Origin of the sequence: Blastomonas sp. CCH1-A6 (assembly GCF_001556365.1) — a bacterium.
GTDB lineage: Bacteria > Pseudomonadota > Alphaproteobacteria > Sphingomonadales > Sphingomonadaceae > Blastomonas > Blastomonas ursincola.
In genome coordinates this window covers 1-15337 of sequence record NZ_LSIS01000319.1, presented here as the reverse complement: position 1 = coordinate 15337, position 15337 = coordinate 1, and the positions used below count along the sequence as shown (strand labels likewise).

Annotated in this window: 13 protein-coding genes; 5 read left to right on the top strand and 8 right to left on the bottom strand. The window is 65.3% G+C overall.

All coding sequences use genetic code 11. The annotated features are described in order from the left end of the window. The first annotated feature begins 4 nt into the window (after positions 1–4). Both fabZ and rpmE read left to right on the top strand, forming a co-directional pair. Complete coding sequence (fabZ, locus tag AX735_RS15465) at positions 5–463, top strand: 3-hydroxyacyl-ACP dehydratase FabZ (protein WP_066282160.1); 459 nt, start codon at positions 5–7, stop codon at positions 461–463. Positions 464–574: 111 nt separating this feature from the next. Then, positions 575–805 carry a 50S ribosomal protein L31 gene (rpmE, locus tag AX735_RS15460; protein WP_060978460.1) on the top strand — a complete coding sequence of 77 codons (231 nt, stop codon included), beginning with the start codon at positions 575–577 and terminating at the stop codon, positions 803–805. A gap of 300 nt (positions 806–1105) precedes the next feature. Here the strand turns inward: rpmE and alaS are convergent, their stop codons facing one another. The 7 genes from alaS to dapA form a co-directional block, all read right to left on the bottom strand. After that, positions 1106–3766, bottom strand: coding sequence for an alanine--tRNA ligase (gene alaS / locus AX735_RS15455; RefSeq protein ID WP_066282158.1), 2661 nt, complete (start codon positions 3764–3766; stop codon positions 1106–1108). Between the two features lie 154 nt (positions 3767–3920). Further along, positions 3921–5006: a recombinase RecA gene (gene recA / locus AX735_RS15450; protein ID WP_060978458.1), complete on the bottom strand. Its 1086-nt coding sequence runs from the start codon at positions 5004–5006 to the stop codon at positions 3921–3923. Positions 5007–5126: 120 nt separating this feature from the next. After that, positions 5127–5471 (bottom strand): response regulator, encoded by a 345-nt coding sequence (locus AX735_RS15445; protein WP_066282155.1) that lies wholly within the window; start codon positions 5469–5471, stop codon positions 5127–5129. Beyond that, positions 5468–7921 (bottom strand): hybrid sensor histidine kinase/response regulator, encoded by a 2454-nt coding sequence (locus tag AX735_RS15440; RefSeq protein ID WP_066282192.1) that lies wholly within the window; start codon positions 7919–7921, stop codon positions 5468–5470. Before AX735_RS15440 ends, AX735_RS15445 begins: the two co-directional genes overlap by 4 nt. Positions 7922–8063: 142 nt before the next feature. Next, the gene (locus tag AX735_RS15435; RefSeq protein ID WP_066282190.1) at positions 8064–8585 is read right to left on the bottom strand and encodes a DUF2062 domain-containing protein; all 522 of its coding nucleotides are present in this window, start codon (positions 8583–8585) and stop codon (positions 8064–8066) included. Positions 8586–8851: 266 nt separating this feature from the next. Next, positions 8852–9334, bottom strand: coding sequence for an SsrA-binding protein SmpB (gene smpB, locus AX735_RS15430; protein ID WP_060978456.1), 483 nt, complete (start codon positions 9332–9334; stop codon positions 8852–8854). Continuing rightward, a complete protein-coding gene (gene dapA / locus AX735_RS15425; RefSeq protein WP_066282153.1) occupies positions 9334–10209 on the bottom strand; it encodes a 4-hydroxy-tetrahydrodipicolinate synthase in 876 nt (291 codons plus the stop codon). Before dapA ends, smpB begins: the two co-directional genes overlap by 1 nt. Positions 10210–10306: 97 nt before the next feature. On the opposite strand from dapA, the gene AX735_RS15420 reads away from it, so the two are divergent. The 3 genes from AX735_RS15420 (at position 10307) to AX735_RS15410 (ending at position 13851) form a co-directional block, all read left to right on the top strand. Then, entirely contained in the window at positions 10307–12358 is a 2052-nt protein-coding gene (locus tag AX735_RS15420; RefSeq protein ID WP_231750140.1) for a lytic transglycosylase domain-containing protein, read from the top strand. Positions 12359–12592: 234 nt separating this feature from the next. Then, positions 12593–13072 carry a GreA/GreB family elongation factor gene (locus AX735_RS15415; protein WP_066282151.1) on the top strand — a complete coding sequence of 160 codons (480 nt, stop codon included), beginning with the start codon at positions 12593–12595 and terminating at the stop codon, positions 13070–13072. A gap of 74 nt (positions 13073–13146) precedes the next feature. Further along, the gene (locus tag AX735_RS15410; RefSeq protein WP_066282149.1) at positions 13147–13851 is read left to right on the top strand and encodes a hypothetical protein; all 705 of its coding nucleotides are present in this window, start codon (positions 13147–13149) and stop codon (positions 13849–13851) included. 4 nt (positions 13852–13855) lie between these two features. Here the strand turns inward: AX735_RS15410 and AX735_RS15405 are convergent, their stop codons facing one another. Then, entirely contained in the window at positions 13856–15289 is a 1434-nt protein-coding gene (locus AX735_RS15405) for an aldehyde dehydrogenase family protein (protein WP_066282147.1), read from the bottom strand. Between the last annotated feature and the right edge of the window lie 48 nt (positions 15290–15337).

Sequence of the window (15337 nt, the reverse complement as noted above, 5' to 3'; positions counted from 1 at the left end):
GCCCATGGCTGAAGGCGATGTGAACTACGACATCCTCAAGGTGATGGCGGCGCTTCCGCACCGCTATCCCATGCTGCTCGTTGACCGCGTGGCGCGGCTGGACATCGACCAGTCGATCCACGCGATCAAGGCCGTCAGCATGAACGAGCCGTTCTTCCAAGGCCATTTTCCCACCCGCCCGATCATGCCCGGCGTGCTTATCGTCGAGGCGCTGGCGCAGGCGGCGGGCATATTGGCGGTCGAATCGCTCGGCCTGGCGGGGTCGGGCAAGCTGGTCTATTTCATGGCGATCGACGGCGCGAAGTTCCGCGTTCCGGTCGAACCCGGCGTGCTGCTCGACCTGCATGCCGAGTTCGAACAGAAGCGTGCCAAGGTGTGCAAGTTCAAGGCGCGGGCCGAGATAAACGGCAAGCTCGCCTGTGAGGTCGGCTTTACCGCAATGATCGCCGATCCGCCGGCCTGATCCGGCGGCTCTGGTAAATCCCTTGCTTTTGGCGGCGTGCAGCGTTATGCGCGCCGCTTCCCATTCATCCTGCGGGCTGGTCGGAACCAGCCATATTCAAGGACAAAGACGATGAAGAACGATATCCATCCCGATTACCACATGATCAATGTGAAGATGACCGACGGCACCGTGTACCAGACCCGCTCGACCTGGGGCAAGGAAGGCGACACGCTGCAGCTGGATATCGACCCGACCTCGCACCCGGCCTGGACCGGTGGCAACCAGCGCCTGATGGACTCGGGTGGCCAGGTTGCCCGCTTCAACAAGCGCTTTGGCGGCATCTCGCTCAAGAAGGGCTGAGAACCGCCTCCCAGCTGAGGGACGCTATCAAAAAGGGCTGCGAACCGCATGGTTTCGCAGCCCTTTTTTATGGTTGGCGTTCCTGTGGCCAGCCCCTCTGCTGATCCCCTGCGAAGACAGCAGCCCATCTCCAGAGCTGTCAGGATGTGATCACCGGCTCGCTCGCAACAGACCGCCTACCAGATTCGCTGACCGCCCACGCAGAAGGCGAATGCAGGTGATTGGCCCCTGCCTTCGCAGGGGACCGGTTTGCTGTGATAGCTATAACAAGGTGCCCCGCCTTCGCAGGGGATCTATCAATCAAGCAGGTGCTGCAGCGTTCTCGACCAGTGCGCGCGCCGCCGCGACGGCGGCTTCCGCCTTGCTGGCATCGGGACCACCGCCCTGCGCCATGTCCGGACGGCCGCCGCCGCCCTTGCCGCCCAGCGCCTCAACGCCTGCGCGCACCAGATCGACCGCGCTGAAGCGACCGGTCAGATCGTCGGTGACGGCAGCCGCAAAGGCGGCGCGGCCGTCATTGGTCGCGACCATCACCGCGATGCCCGATCCGAGGGCCGACTTGGCTTGGTCGAGCAGCCCGCGCAGTTCCTTGGGGTCGAGCCCGTCGATCACCTGCGCCTGGAAGCTGACTCCGCCGATGCTTTCGACCGCCGGTCCCGCCTTGCCGGCACCGCCGCCCAGCGCCAGCGCCTTGCGGGCTTCAGCGAGTTCGCGTTCGAGCGCGCGGCGTTCCTCGACCAGCGAGGCGATGCGTGCCTCGACCTCGTCGGGCGACGTCTTGACCAGGGCCGCGATCGCCTTGACCCGCTCGTCACGCGCCACCAGCCACTGCCGCGCACCTTCGCCGGTCAGCGCCTCAATCCGGCGGACGCCGCTCGACACCGCGCTCTCGCTGACGATGCGGAAGATGCCGATATCGCCGAGCGCGCGCACATGCGTGCCGCCGCACAGCTCGACCGAATAATGCTTGTCGGTGGCGCGGCCCATCGAGAGCACGCGGACTTCCTCGCCGTACTTTTCGCCGAACAGGGCCAGCGCGCCCGCCTGGACCGCATCATCGGGGCTCATCAGCCGGGTCGTCACCGCCTCGTTGGCGCGGATTTCAGCGTTCACCTCGGCCTCGATCGCCGCGATCTCCGCCTCGGTCAGGGCCTTGGGATGCGAGAAGTCGAAGCGCAGCCGGTCGGGCGCGACCAGTGAACCCTTCTGGGTAACATGGCCGCCGAGATGATTGCGCAAGGCTGCATGCAGCAGGTGCGTCGCGCTGTGGTTGGCACGCAGTGCGTCGCGCCGTTCGACATCGACCGCGAGATGCACGGTATCGCCGACCTTGATCGTCCCCGCCTCAACGCGCGCCTGGTGCGCGTGCAGACGGCCGAGCGGCTTGGAGGTATCGTCGACCACCGCCTTCAGCCCGCCGAGCGACGAGATCGTCCCGGCGTCGCCCATCTGGCCGCCGCTCTCGCCATAGAACGGGGTCTGGTTGACCAGGATGGTGACGCTGTCGCCTGCAGAAGCGCTTTCGATCTCGGTGCCGTCACGGACCAGCGCGACCACCTCGGCCTCGCCTTCGGTCGCCGTATAGCCGGTGAACTCGGTGCCACCGGCGCGTTCGGCAATGTCGTACCAGATCTCGGCTGACGCTGCCTCGCCCGAACCTTTCCAGGCAGCGCGTGCCGCAGCCTTTTGCGCGGCCATTGCGGTGTCGAAGCCTTCGCGATCAACGCCGAGACCGCGGCTGCGCAGCGCGTCCTCGGTCAGGTCATAGGGGAAGCCATAGGTGTCGTAGAGCCGGAACGCGGTTTCGCCCGAGAGCACCGCGCCTTCGGACAGGTCCGCGGTCGCCTCGTCGAGCAGCCTCAGGCCCTTGTCGAGCGTCTGGCGGAAACGGGTTTCCTCGCGCTCCAAGGTCTCTTCGATCAGCGGCTGCGCGCGGACGAGTTCGGGGAATGCCTGGCCCATTTCGGCGACCAAAGTCGGCACCAGCCGGTGCATCAGCGGGTCCGCCGCGCCCAGGATATGCGCGTGGCGCATCGCGCGGCGCATGATCCGGCGCAGCACATAGCCGCGCCCTTCATTGGCGGGGAGAACGCCATCGGCGATCAGGAACGAGGTGGCGCGCAAGTGATCGGCGATGACCCGGTGACTCGCCTGATTGGCGCCGGTGGTCGCGGTGCCGGTTGCCTGGCCCGAGGCGGCGATCAGCGCCTTGAACAGGTCGATATCGTAATTGTCGTGCACGCCCTGCATGACAGCAGCGATGCGCTCGATGCCCATGCCGGTGTCGATCGACGGACGCGGCAGGTTGGTGCGGCTACCATCGGCATGCTGTTCATACTGCATGAAGACCAGGTTCCAGATCTCGATGAACCGATCGCCATCCTCGTCGGGCGATCCCGGCGGGCCGCCGAAGATATGGTCGCCATGGTCGTAGAAGATCTCGCTGCACGGACCGCACGGGCCGGTATCGCCCATCGACCAGAAATTGTCCGAGGTGGCGATGCGGATGATGCGCTCGTCGGGAAGACCCGCGATCTTCTTCCACAGGCCGAATGCCTCGTCGTCGGTGTGATAGACGGTGACCGTCAGCTTGTCAGCGGCCAGGCCCCAGGTCTTGTTGACCAGGGTCCACGCGTGGTGGATCGCCTCTTCCTTGAAATAGTCGCCGAACGAGAAATTGCCCAGCATCTCGAAGAACGTGTGATGCCGCGCGGTATAGCCGACATTGTCGAGATCGTTGTGCTTGCCCCCGGCGCGCACGCATTTCTGCGACGAGGTGGCGCGCGCATTGGCGCGGGATTCGAGCCCCGTGAACACGTTCTTGAACGGCACCATGCCGGCGTTGACGAACATCAGCGTCGGGTCGTTGTGCGGAACCAGCGGCGCGGAAGGCACGATGTCATGGCCGTTGCCCCCGAAATAGTCGAGGAACGAACGCCGGATGTCATTTGTCGATGTCATGGCTGCGACATAAGGCGAGTTGAAGCGAGATTGAAGCAATATATGCGCAAAAATGAAGGGACAGAGCCGCTTGCTGCCGCCCTGCCCCTTCGATCTGTTCCAACCGATTGCCTGCCCGCCCTGGCGAAACGCCAGCGGGCAAGACCCGCGCCGATTACATATCGTCGCCGATATCGTCCTCGGCATCAGGGCCGGTCATCATCTCTTCGGCCACCTTGTCCTGCTGCCCGCGGATCAGGCCTTCGATCTTGGCCATCATCTCGGGATTTTCCTTGAGGAAGTTCTTGGCGTTCTCGCGGCCCTGGCCGATCCGCACCGAATCGTGGCTGAACCAGCTGCCCGCCTTCTCGACGATTCCCGCCTTCACGCCGAGATCGAGAATCTCGCCGATCTTGGAAATGCCCTCGCCATACATGATGTCGAATTCGACCTGCTTGAACGGCGGGGCGACCTTGTTCTTGACGACCTTCACCCGGGTGGTGTTGCCGACAATATCGTCGCGGTCCTTGATCTGGCCGGTGCGGCGGATGTCGAGACGCACCGAGGCGTAGAACTTGAGCGCATTGCCGCCGGTGGTGGTTTCCGGATTGCCGTACATAACGCCGATCTTCATGCGCAGCTGGTTGATGAAGATCACCATGCAGCGCGAACGGCTGATCGATCCGGTCAGCTTGCGCAGCGACTGGCTCATCAGGCGCGCCTGCAGGCCGACATGGCTGTCGCCCATCTCGCCCTCGATCTCCGCGCGCGGCACCAAAGCCGCGACCGAATCGACCACCAGCACGTCGATCGCGTTCGAGCGGACAAGCGTGTCAGTAATCTCGAGCGCCTGTTCGCCGGTATCGGGCTGCGAGACGATCAGTTCGTCGATATTGACGCCGAGCTTCTTGGCATAGACCGGATCGAGCGCATGTTCGGCGTCGACGAACGCGGCGGTGCCGCCGTTCTTCTGCGCCTCTGCGATCACGTGCAGCGCGAGCGTGGTCTTGCCCGAACTTTCAGGACCGTAGATCTCGATCACGCGGCCACGCGGCAGGCCGCCGACGCCGAGCGCGATGTCCAGGCCCAGCGAACCGGTCGAGATCGCCTCGACCTGCATCGCCTCCTTGGAGCCCAGCCGCATCGCCGACCCCTTGCCAAAGGCCCGGTCGATCTGAGCCAGCGCCGCATCGAGCGCCTTTTGCCTGTCCATGGATTTTGCCTCTTTTTCGGTCTGGATGAGTTTAAGCTGCCCGGCCATAGCCCTGCCCTTTCCTGCCTAATTGCTCCGGACCTCCGGCGCAACGACTCAGTGATGTACCCAATCTGTTCTGTTGGAACAGTTAGGGAACATCGCAGCAGAATGCAAGGGCAAAACGCGTCAGAGCCGCGCGAGCACCGCCTCGAGCGACGCCAGCGTATAGGGCTTGGGCAAGGTGGGTGCGGACGCATGCTCGGACGGTATGGTGTCGCCGCCCCCCGTCGCGAAGATATAGGGCACACTGGCCTCGCGCAGCGCATCGGCGAGCGGCCAGACCTTGTCGCGCCCCAGGTTGACGTCGAGGATCGCAGCATCGAAGCCGCCGGCCTGCACCGCTGCCAGCCCATCTTCCAGGCTGGCGACCATGGCAGCGATCTGGTGACCGGCCAGGTCGATGAAATCTTCAAGCAGCATCGCAATCATCGCCTCGTCCTCGGCGATCAGGAAGGTCCTGGACTCAGTCACGTGGGTAGCTTTCCTTCATTCGCTGGGGCCTGGTTCGGCGGGGGTGCCGATGCAGCGAGCGCGCCGTGCACGGCATCGACAATCTGCGCAACCGAAAACGGCTTGGGCAGAAAGTGCACCTGGTCGATCGATATGCTCTGCCGCAGCGTTTCCTCGGCATAGCCAGACATGAACAGGATCGGCAGGCCGGGCATGCGCTTGCGCATCTCCACCGCCATGCCGGGCCCGTCGAGATTGGGCATCACGACATCGCTGACGACGAGGTCGAACGGGCCGCTATCACCCAGCCGCTCGAGCCCGTCCTCGCCATCGCTTGCGGTCACCACGGTAAAGCCCTGGCGCGTCAGCGCACGCTCGGCGACCGCGCGGACCATGTCCTCGTCCTCGACCAGCAGCAGCCGCGCATGGCCCCATTGGCCGGGATTGACCTTGGCGGTCTGCTTGCGGCTGCGCTGTTCGACCGCGCCACCGCGATAGACCGGGAAATAGATTGAGAAGGTCGTGCCCTGGCCCGGTTCGGAATCGACAAAGATATAGCCGCCCGACTGCTTGACGATGCCGTACACCGTCGACAGACCAAGCCCTGTGCCCTTGCCGACCTCCTTGGTGGTGAAGAACGGCTCGAAGATGCGCGCCTGCACGTCGGGCGGCATGCCGGTGCCGCCGTCTTCGACCAGGATCGCGCTGTAATCGTCGACCGGCAGGATGTCGCTGTTCATCGCTCGCACGTCCGCCGCCGTTATCTTGCGCGTGCGGATGGTGAGCGTGCCGCCGGGCGGGCGCTTGGCGAGCATCGCATCGCGGCCATTGACCGCAAGATTGACGATCACCTGTTCGAGCTGGCCGGGATCGGCGCGGACCGGGCCCAGATTGCGGTCGTGCTGGACCTCGAGCACGATCTTCTCGCCGATCAGCCGCTTGAGCAGCTCGGACGTGTCGGAGACGATATCGGGCAGCTGCAGCACCTGCGGCCGCAGGGTCTGCTGGCGCGAGAAGGCGAGCAGATGCCGGGTCAGCGAGGCGGCGCGGTTCGAATTGCTGCGGATCTGCTGGATGTCGTCATAATCGCTGTCGCCGGGGCTGTGCCGCATCAGCATCAGGTCGCAATGGCCGATGATCGCGGTCAGCACGTTGTTGAAATCATGCGCGACGCCGCCCGCGAGCTGGCCGATCGCCTGCATCTTGCTTGCCTGCGCGACCTGGCGCTTGAGCCGGCTTTCCTCGCTGTTATCCTTGACCGAGAGCAGCACCGCAGCATCGCCCATTCCGCGCAGGCTGGCGAGCGATAGCGTCACCGGCTCGTCGGGCTGGTTGCGTAGCCGCAGCGCGACATCGCCCGCCATCGCCTGTCCGCTGGCATGGCGGCGCACCGCATCGGCGATCGCGCCCTTGTCCTCGCGCACCACCAGATCGCCGGGATAGGGCGGCAGTTCGGCCTCGGTGATCCCTGCCGCGCGCAGGAACGCATCGTTGGCGAACAGGAAGCGCCCGTCGCGATCGGTCATCGCCAGGCCCACCGGCAGCAACCCGAGCAGCGTCTGGACATAGCCCAGTGCGGTGCCCTTATCCATGCCAGCCGGGTCTTCGTCGATCAGCACGACCAGCGCAGGTGCCTTCTCGCGCTCCGCCGGATCGGTGACGTGGAGCGGATCGACCAGCGGCAGGTGGAACAGGCGCAGCGGCACGCCCTTGCGGCCCTCGCGCTCGAAATAGATACGGTTGCGCTCGTCGGCGCGCAGGAAGCTCGCGAGATCGCGCCCGACGATATTGCCCGCCTCGGCCCCGGCGGCGCGCGCGGCAAAGGCGCTGTTGGCGGCACGGATGCGACCTTCGGGGCTGATCGCGGCGGCCATGAAGCCGCCCTCGCCCAGCGCGCGCCCGGGACGCCCGACCAGCATCGCATCGGCCTCAACCGCGAGATCGTGCCGTGCGACCGGCTCGAACTTCCACAGCAGATAGTCCTGCCCGCGCCCGACACGGCGCACCTCGGCATCGATCGGAACGCCTGCAGCGACCAGTCCGCTGGCCCTGCCCTCGCCATCGCGCCAGGCGGCGCGTCCTGCCTCGGCGAGCAGGTCGCCGCCCTGACCGGCTAGCGACAATTTCGGCGGGACCATCTCGGCGCCGAACTGGTCGATGAAGCGCTGGTTGGCGCAGATCATCCGCCCGGCCTCGTCGGTAATGGCAATCGCGATCGTCGGGTGGTCGGTCGCGGCAAAGGTCACCGACCAGTCGGGCATCGTCCGCTGCACCTCGCTGCGCGGCGGAAACTGGTGCCGCACCAGCAAGATCAGCGAGGCAAGCGCCACCAGGCCGCCAGCGAACAGCGCCAGCGGCACCCAGTCGCCCAGCGCCAGCCAGATCAGGCCGCCGCTCACCACCAGTCCGCCGAGGATGATTAGCGCGGTGATGCGGGCATCGGGGCTGTCGGGATCGGGAAGCGCGGGCAGCCATTCCGGCCAGTCAAGGTCGGGGCGGGCACGGGTGGTGGTCAAGGTCGTCGGATCCCCCTGGCATGGCGCGTCCGGCCAGCTTCAGTGTTGCGCGCGCGACGCTAGCGCAATCCGGGATGCGTTACAAATCGCAAGGCGTTCAAGGGAGGCGGTGGCGCGCCCTGGCGAGGCGACGCCGGCGCTTGCCCGCAATCCAGATGCGCCAGCCGATCGCGCTGGCGACATAGCCGATCGCCGCCATCACGATGGCCAGCACAACGAGGCCAAAAGCGGTGATCGAGGCGGCGCCGGTCAGCCATTCCATCCAGGTTTCGACATGCGGCTGGTTGAGCGCGGTCGCCACCGGTTGGCCAAAGGTCGAGGCATCAACGCGCAGGATGAAGCTGCCGACATGATAGGCCGCAACCCAGAGCAGCGGCGTGGTGAACGGATTGGTGATGAATGTCGTCAGCGCCGCGACCGGCACATTGGCGCGGAACGGCAGCGCGAGCAGCGCCGCGCCGAAGATTTGCGCGATCGGGAGAATCACGCCGACGAGCACGCCCAAGGCCACGCCGCGCGGCACCGAGCGCCGGGTGAAGCGCCACAGCTCGGAACGAAGCACGCGCGCAGCAAAAGGCCGGATGAAGCGGTTCTGCTCCATGCTCTCGCGTGTCGGCATGTTGCGACCAACCCAGCGGGTGAAACGGCCTTCCGTCAACTCCAAAACCCTATGCCCTTTGCTGTCCGCTGCAAGCGACAGGGCCCATGTGGGAGCGCCGCCGCAAAAGGCCATAGCCCCCAACGGATTAAAACGACGTTTACCCAGATTCGAAATCACCCGAATCGGGCTGCGACCCCGTTCGAGCACGCCCCATAGCGCGCGGCGGTGATCTGGCGCACGCGATCTTATGAAGCGAGGTTAATTTTCGACGGGCGGAGAGTTGCCTATCCCCGATCGCGCAGCAGGCGGCCCTGCTCGCGCTTCCATTCGCGCTCTTTAGTCGCTGCGCGCTTGTCGGGCGCCTTCTTGCCCTTGGCGAGCGCGAGTTCGACCTTGGCGCGGCCTCTTCCGTTGAAGAAGATCGACAGCGGCACCAGGGTCATGCCCTGGCGCGCCACCGCACCGTGCAGCTTGGCGATCTCGCGCGCGTGGAGCAGCAGCTTGCGCGGGCGCTTGGGCTCGTGGTTGAAGCGGTTGCCATGGCTGAATTCGGGGATGTTCGAATTGATCAGCCAGACCTGCTCGTCGCTGACCTCGGCATAGCTTTCCGCGATCGATCCCTCGCCGAAGCGCAGCGACTTGACCTCGGTGCCGGTAAGCGCGATCCCCGCCTCGTACACCTGATCGATGGCATAGTCGTAGCGCGCGCGCCGGTTCTCGGCGACGATCTTCTTCTTGTCGAACGTCTCGGGCTTGGGCCGCGCCATCAGATCAGCCCAGCGTGCACCAGGGCGGCGTCGACCGCCTTGCGGCTCTTCTTGTCGGGCGGGGTCATCGGCAGCCTGAGATCCGGCAGGAAATCGGGCCGCACGCGGTGCAGCGCATATTTGACCGGGCCGGGCGACGCATCTGAGAACATCGCCGAGTGTAGCGGGTACAGACGGTCGTTGAGCGCGAGCGCGGCCTTGTAATCGCCCTTGGCCAGCGCCGCCTGAAACTGCGCGCACAAGGCAGGCGCGACATTGGCGGTCACCGAGATACAGCCGACACCGCCCATCGCGCGATGACCGAGCGCCAGTTCGTCATTGCCCGACAGCTGGCAGAATTTCTTGCCGCACTGCGCGCGCTGCGCGCTCACCCGCTCGAGATCGCCGGTAGCATCCTTGACGCCGATGATCGTGGGGAAGCGCGAGAGCTTGGCCATGGTCTCGACCTTGATGTCGGTCACGGTGCGCGCAGGCACGTTATAGAGCACAATCGGCAGGTCGCACGCCTCGGTCAGCGCCTTGAAATGCGCGCGCACCCCGTCCTGGCCGGGGCGGTTGTAATAAGGCGGCACGACCAGCGCTGCGCTGGCGCCGGCGGCCTTGGCGTTGAGCATGTGCCCGATGGCGACCTTGGTGTCGTTCGACCCGCAGCCCGCGATCACCGGAACGCGCCCCGCCGCCTGCTCGACGCAGACGCGCACGACATAATCATGCTCCTCGATCGACATGGTCGCCGCCTCGCCGGTGGTGCCGCAGGGGACCAGGCCCGAGCTGCCATTGTCGATCTGCCAGTCGATCAGCGCGCGGAACGCAGGCTCGTCAAACGCTCCGTCGCGGAAGGGCGTCGCAAGGGCCGGAATTGAGCCGGAAAACATCGGGTAGCTCCTTTACCTTGCCCGCAAATCAGGCAAGAACAATCCATTCGCACACAAGGTTGCGTGTTCAGCGCCTGATAAGGATCGAAAGCGCATCATGTCCAGCATGGTTTCACGAATTGCTATTGCGCGGCGCACCGCCGTGCTGCTCGCCCTGCCCCTGCTGGGCGTCCCTGCCGCCTGTCTCGCCAGCGACCAGACCGCCGATTATGCCGCCGTGCCGAGCCGCAGCGGCGATGGCAGCGACTGGGACCGCGCCCGCGCCAACCTGCTCCAGTCGATGCCGACCGACATGTCGGGCACGATCGCCAACTGGCGCGCGCTGACCACCACGCCCAACAATTACACCTTCTCGACCTTTGCGAGCTTCCTGATCTCCAACCCCGGCTGGCCCGACGAGGACAAGATGCGCCGCAATGCCGAACAGGCGCTGGGTGCAGGTCCTGCCGCGCCGCAGGAGGTGGTCGCCTATTTCAACCGCTTTGCGCCGCTCACCAATGTCGGCCGCGCGCGCTATGCGATGGCGCTTGACGCGGTGGGGCAGCGCGATGCGGCGCGCGGCGTCGCGGTCGCCGCCTGGCGCGGCGGCACGATGATGCCCGAAGACAAGGCAATGCTGTTCAGCCGCTTTGCCACGGACTTTACCGCTGCCGATCATGACGCGCGGATGGATGCGCTGCTCTGGGCGAAGGCGACGCCCGATGCCGAGGAGCAGTTCGGCTATGTCTCGCCCACGCGCCGCGCGGTGTTCGCGGCGCGCCTCGCCATGCTCAAGAACCTGCCCGATGCCGATGCGCTCGCCGGATCGCTGGGGGCCGAGGCGATGGCCGATGCGGGCTATGTCGCGCAGCGCGCCAGGCGCCTCGTCGATACCGGCAACTGGACGCTCGCGCGCCAGATGCTCGGCAGCCGTCCCGCGCTGCAATACCGTCCGGTCAATGCCGAAAGCTGGTACGAGCTGCTGCTGAGCCAGGCGCGCGCGGCGAGCAATGACGGCCAATATGCGCTCGCGTTCGACATTGCTTCGAAGGTCGATGATGCGTTTGCGCCGGGGCACGACATTTCCGACGAGAGCCTCGGCGTGCGCGACGATTATACCAGCCTGACCTGGCTGGCGGGCACGGTGGCGCTGCAGAATCTGGGCCGTCCGCGCGATGCGATCGGGATGTTCGCGCGCTATGGCGGCGGTGCGAGAACGCCGCAGACGCGCTCCAAGGGCTTCTACTGGGCGGGCCGCGCAGCCGCCGTCGCGGGCGACCAGGCCGAAGCGATGCGCTATTTCGAAATGGCTGCCGCCTATCCCGACCATTATTACGGCCAGCTCGCCACCGAGCGGCTGGGCCGCGACATCCCGCCCTTTGCCGCCGCACCCAGCGTGCAGGTCAGCGCGGTCGAACGCGGGCGCTTCAACGCCAGCTCGCTGGTCCAGGCGACCCAGGCGATCTCGCGCAGCGGCGACTGGCCGACCCAGCGGCGCTTTTTCGGCGCGGTGGCGGCGGCCGCCAAGACGCCGGAGGAACATGTTCTCGCGACCGAACTCGCGCGCCAGATCGGGCGGCGCGACCTTGCGGTCATCGTCGGCCAGGCGGCGCGCTCCAAGGGTGTCGACGACCTGCAATCGGTCGCCTTCCCGCAGATGCCGGTGCCGCCGGGCGCGCTGAGCAGCTGGACGATGATCCACGCGATCACCCGGCAGGAAAGCCAATATGCCCCCAATGCGGTCAGCCATGCCGGTGCGCGAGGGCTGATGCAGCTGATGCCCGGCACCGCGCGCGAACAGGCGGGCAAGATGGGGCTCAGCTATTCGCTGGGCGCGCTGACCGACGATACCGGCTACAACATCCAGCTCGGCGCGGGCTATTTCAGCCGGATGATGGACTATTTCGGCGGCAGCTATCCGCTTGCAGTCGCGGCGTACAATGCCGGCCCCGGCAATGTGAACAAATGGCTGCGCGCCAATGGTGACCCGCGCACGGGCGGCATCGACATTGTCGAATGGGTCGAGCGCATCCCGATCTTCGAGACCAAGAACTATGTCCAGCGCGTGCTGGAAAACGCGGTGGTTTATGACGTGATGCACCCGGAGCGTGCCACGATGCGGGGCAAGGATAAGCTCAGCCGGTATCTGGGCAAGAACACGCCGGGCTGAGGCTCGTCTACCCTCCCTCGTCATTCCCGCGAACGCGGGAATCCCGCTTCTGCCCCGTTGGTCGAACGAAGCGGGACCCCCGCCTTCGCGGGGGTGACGGATATTGCAGACACGCCTGCCCTGTTCTCCGGCGTAAGCCGGAGTCCAGGAGTCGGATGGCACAACCCCGCCCCCGGATTCCGGCTTTCGCCGGAAAACGGTGAAATGAGCGGCCGATATCGCTAAGGCCCCGCCATGGACCGCCCCAATTACATCACCCCGCAAGGCTATGCCGCGCTCAAGGCGCGCTACGACCAGTTGCTCGGCGTTGAGCGCCCCGCGATTGTCGAGATCGTCAGCTGGGCCGCCGGCAATGGCGACCGCAGCGAGAATGGCGATTACCTGTACGGCCGCAAGCGCATGCGCGAGATCGACCGCGACCTTAATCGCCTGGCCCGCAAGATGAAGGCTGCGCGCGTCATCGATCCGGCGACGCAGAGCGACAAGAGCCGCATCTGGTTCGGCGCCGAGGTCGATATCGCCGACGAGGACGACAACTGGCGCACGCTGACCCTGGTCGGCGATGACGAGCAGGATGCGGGCGCCGGCCGGATCGGCTGGAGCTCTCCGCTCGCCCGCGCGCTCAAGGGCGCCAGCGTAGGCGATCTGCGCACGGTGCAACTGCCCGCAGGCGCGAAGGAATACGAGGTCATGGCGATCCGCTATCCTGGCTGAGGCCCGACCACGCCCCCATTGCGCGACCATATCATTATGATAGTTCTTGCCGCTGAAGTGGGGGGAACAATCATATGGATTTCATGGGGCTGCTCCGCTCGGTCGAGGACATTTTGTTCGAGATCGTCAGCTGGCTGTATTTCTATCCGCGCACCTTTCTGCTCTCGCTGTTCCGGCCGCAGCGGATGATGGCCTATGCCGATGACGAGCTCGATGACCGGCCAAAGGCGCGCTACGAAAGCACGATCAACCCTCCCGTCTTCTTGATGATCACCATCGCGATGGCGAGCACGGTCAGCGAATTCATCCTTGGACCGGAAGCGGTCGCACAGGCGATCAAGGACAGCCCCGAATTCCTGCGCGACTGGAAAAACGAACTGATGTTCACGGCGTTCATTTTCAGCATCTACCCGCTGCTGCTGTCGATCGATCTGCTGCGTCACCGCAAGATCGCCATCGACCGAACGTCGCTGCGCCCGCCCTTTTACAGCCAGTGCTTCGTCGCCGCGCCGTTCGGCCTAGCCAACCATATCGCGATCGCGTTCATGAGCGACACGACTTTCGAATACCCGATCATGGGCAAATATTATGATGGTATATATATCGGCTTCCCGATCTTTCTGGTGACCTTGATCTGGTACACCGTGCAGCAGGCGCGCTGGTTTCGACTAGAGCTGGGCACCTCGCTGCTCAAATCCTGCTGGATCGCCGCATTCGCGGTCTTCAAGGGCTTTTTCGTGACCTTCTCGATCATGATGCTGATCCAGGGGACCGGCTGAACGCTCAGCCGCCCCGGATCAGCAGGTTGCGGATCTCGGTCATGTCCTCCATCGCGAAGCGGATGCCTTCGCGGCCGAGCCCGGAATCCTTCACGCCGCCATAGGGCATGTTGTCGATGCGGAAGCTGGGCACGTCGTTGATCACGACGCCGCCGACATCGAGATGGTCCCAGCAGTCGAACATCTTGAACAGGTCGCGGGTGAACACGCCGGCCTGCAGGCCGAACTTGCTGTTGTTCACCTCGGCCATCGCCGCCTTGAAATCGGTGAACTTGCTTAGCACCGCGACCGGGCCGAACGCCTCTTCGGTGACGATCTTGCAATCATGCGGCACGTTCTCGAGCAGCGTCGCCTCGAGCATCGCGCCGTCGCGCTTGCCGCCGCACAACAGGGTGCCGCCCTTGGCGACAGCTTCCTGCACCCAGCCGTCGAGCCGCGATGCTTCCTTCTCGTGAATCATCGGGCCGATGAACGTGTCGCGGTCCTTGGGGTCGCCCGCAATCAGCGTCGCGGTCTTGGCGACCAGCATGTCGCGGAACTTGTCATAGACATCGGCATGGATGAGGATGCGCTGCACGCCGATGCAGCTCTGGCCCGACTGGTAGAACGCGCCGAAGATCACGCGCTCCATCGCGTCATCAAGGTTCGCATCGGCATCAATGATCACCGCCGCGTTGCCGCCGAGTTCCAGCACGACCTTCTTCTTGCCGCAGCGCGCCTTCAGGTCCCAGCCCACATCGGGCGAGCCGGTGAAGGAAAGGAGCTTCAGCCGGTCGTCGGTGGTGAACAGGTCCGCGCCGTCGCGGCTGGCGGGCAGGATCGAGAACGCGCCCTTGGGCAGGTTGGTCTCGGCCAGCACCTCGCCCATGATGATCGCGCCCAGCGGCGTGCGGCTCGCCGGCTTCATCACGAAGGGACAGCCGACCGCGATTGCCGGCGCGATCTTGTGCGCGGCAAGGTTGAGCGGAAAATTGAACGGCGAGATGAACGAGCAGGGGCCGATCGGCACCCGCTTCCACATGCCGCGATAGCCCTTGGCGCGCGGGCTGATGTCCATGGTCTGGACCTCGCCCGCCATGCGCACCGATTCCTCGGCGGCGATGCGGAAGGTATCGATCAGGCGGCTGACCTCGCCTTCCGAATCCTTGATCGGCTTGCCCGCCTCCACGCAGAGCGCATAGGCCAGCTCGTCGAACCGCTCCTTGAAGCGCGTGACGCAATGGTTGAGCACGTTCTGCCGCTCGTAGCTCGGCATCGCCGCCATCGGCTCGGCTGCTTCGACCGCGCCTGCAATCGCCGCATCGATCGTCGCCGCATCGGCCTGCGCCACACGGAACGCGACCTCGCCGGTGAACTTGTCGGTCACTTCCAGATCGGTGTTCGGCTGCTGTGCCTCATTGTTGAGATAGAGCGGGTAGACGGATTTGAGGGTGGTCATATGCTGATCCCATAAAGCCCTCTCCCCTTCAGGGGAGAGGGTTGGGAG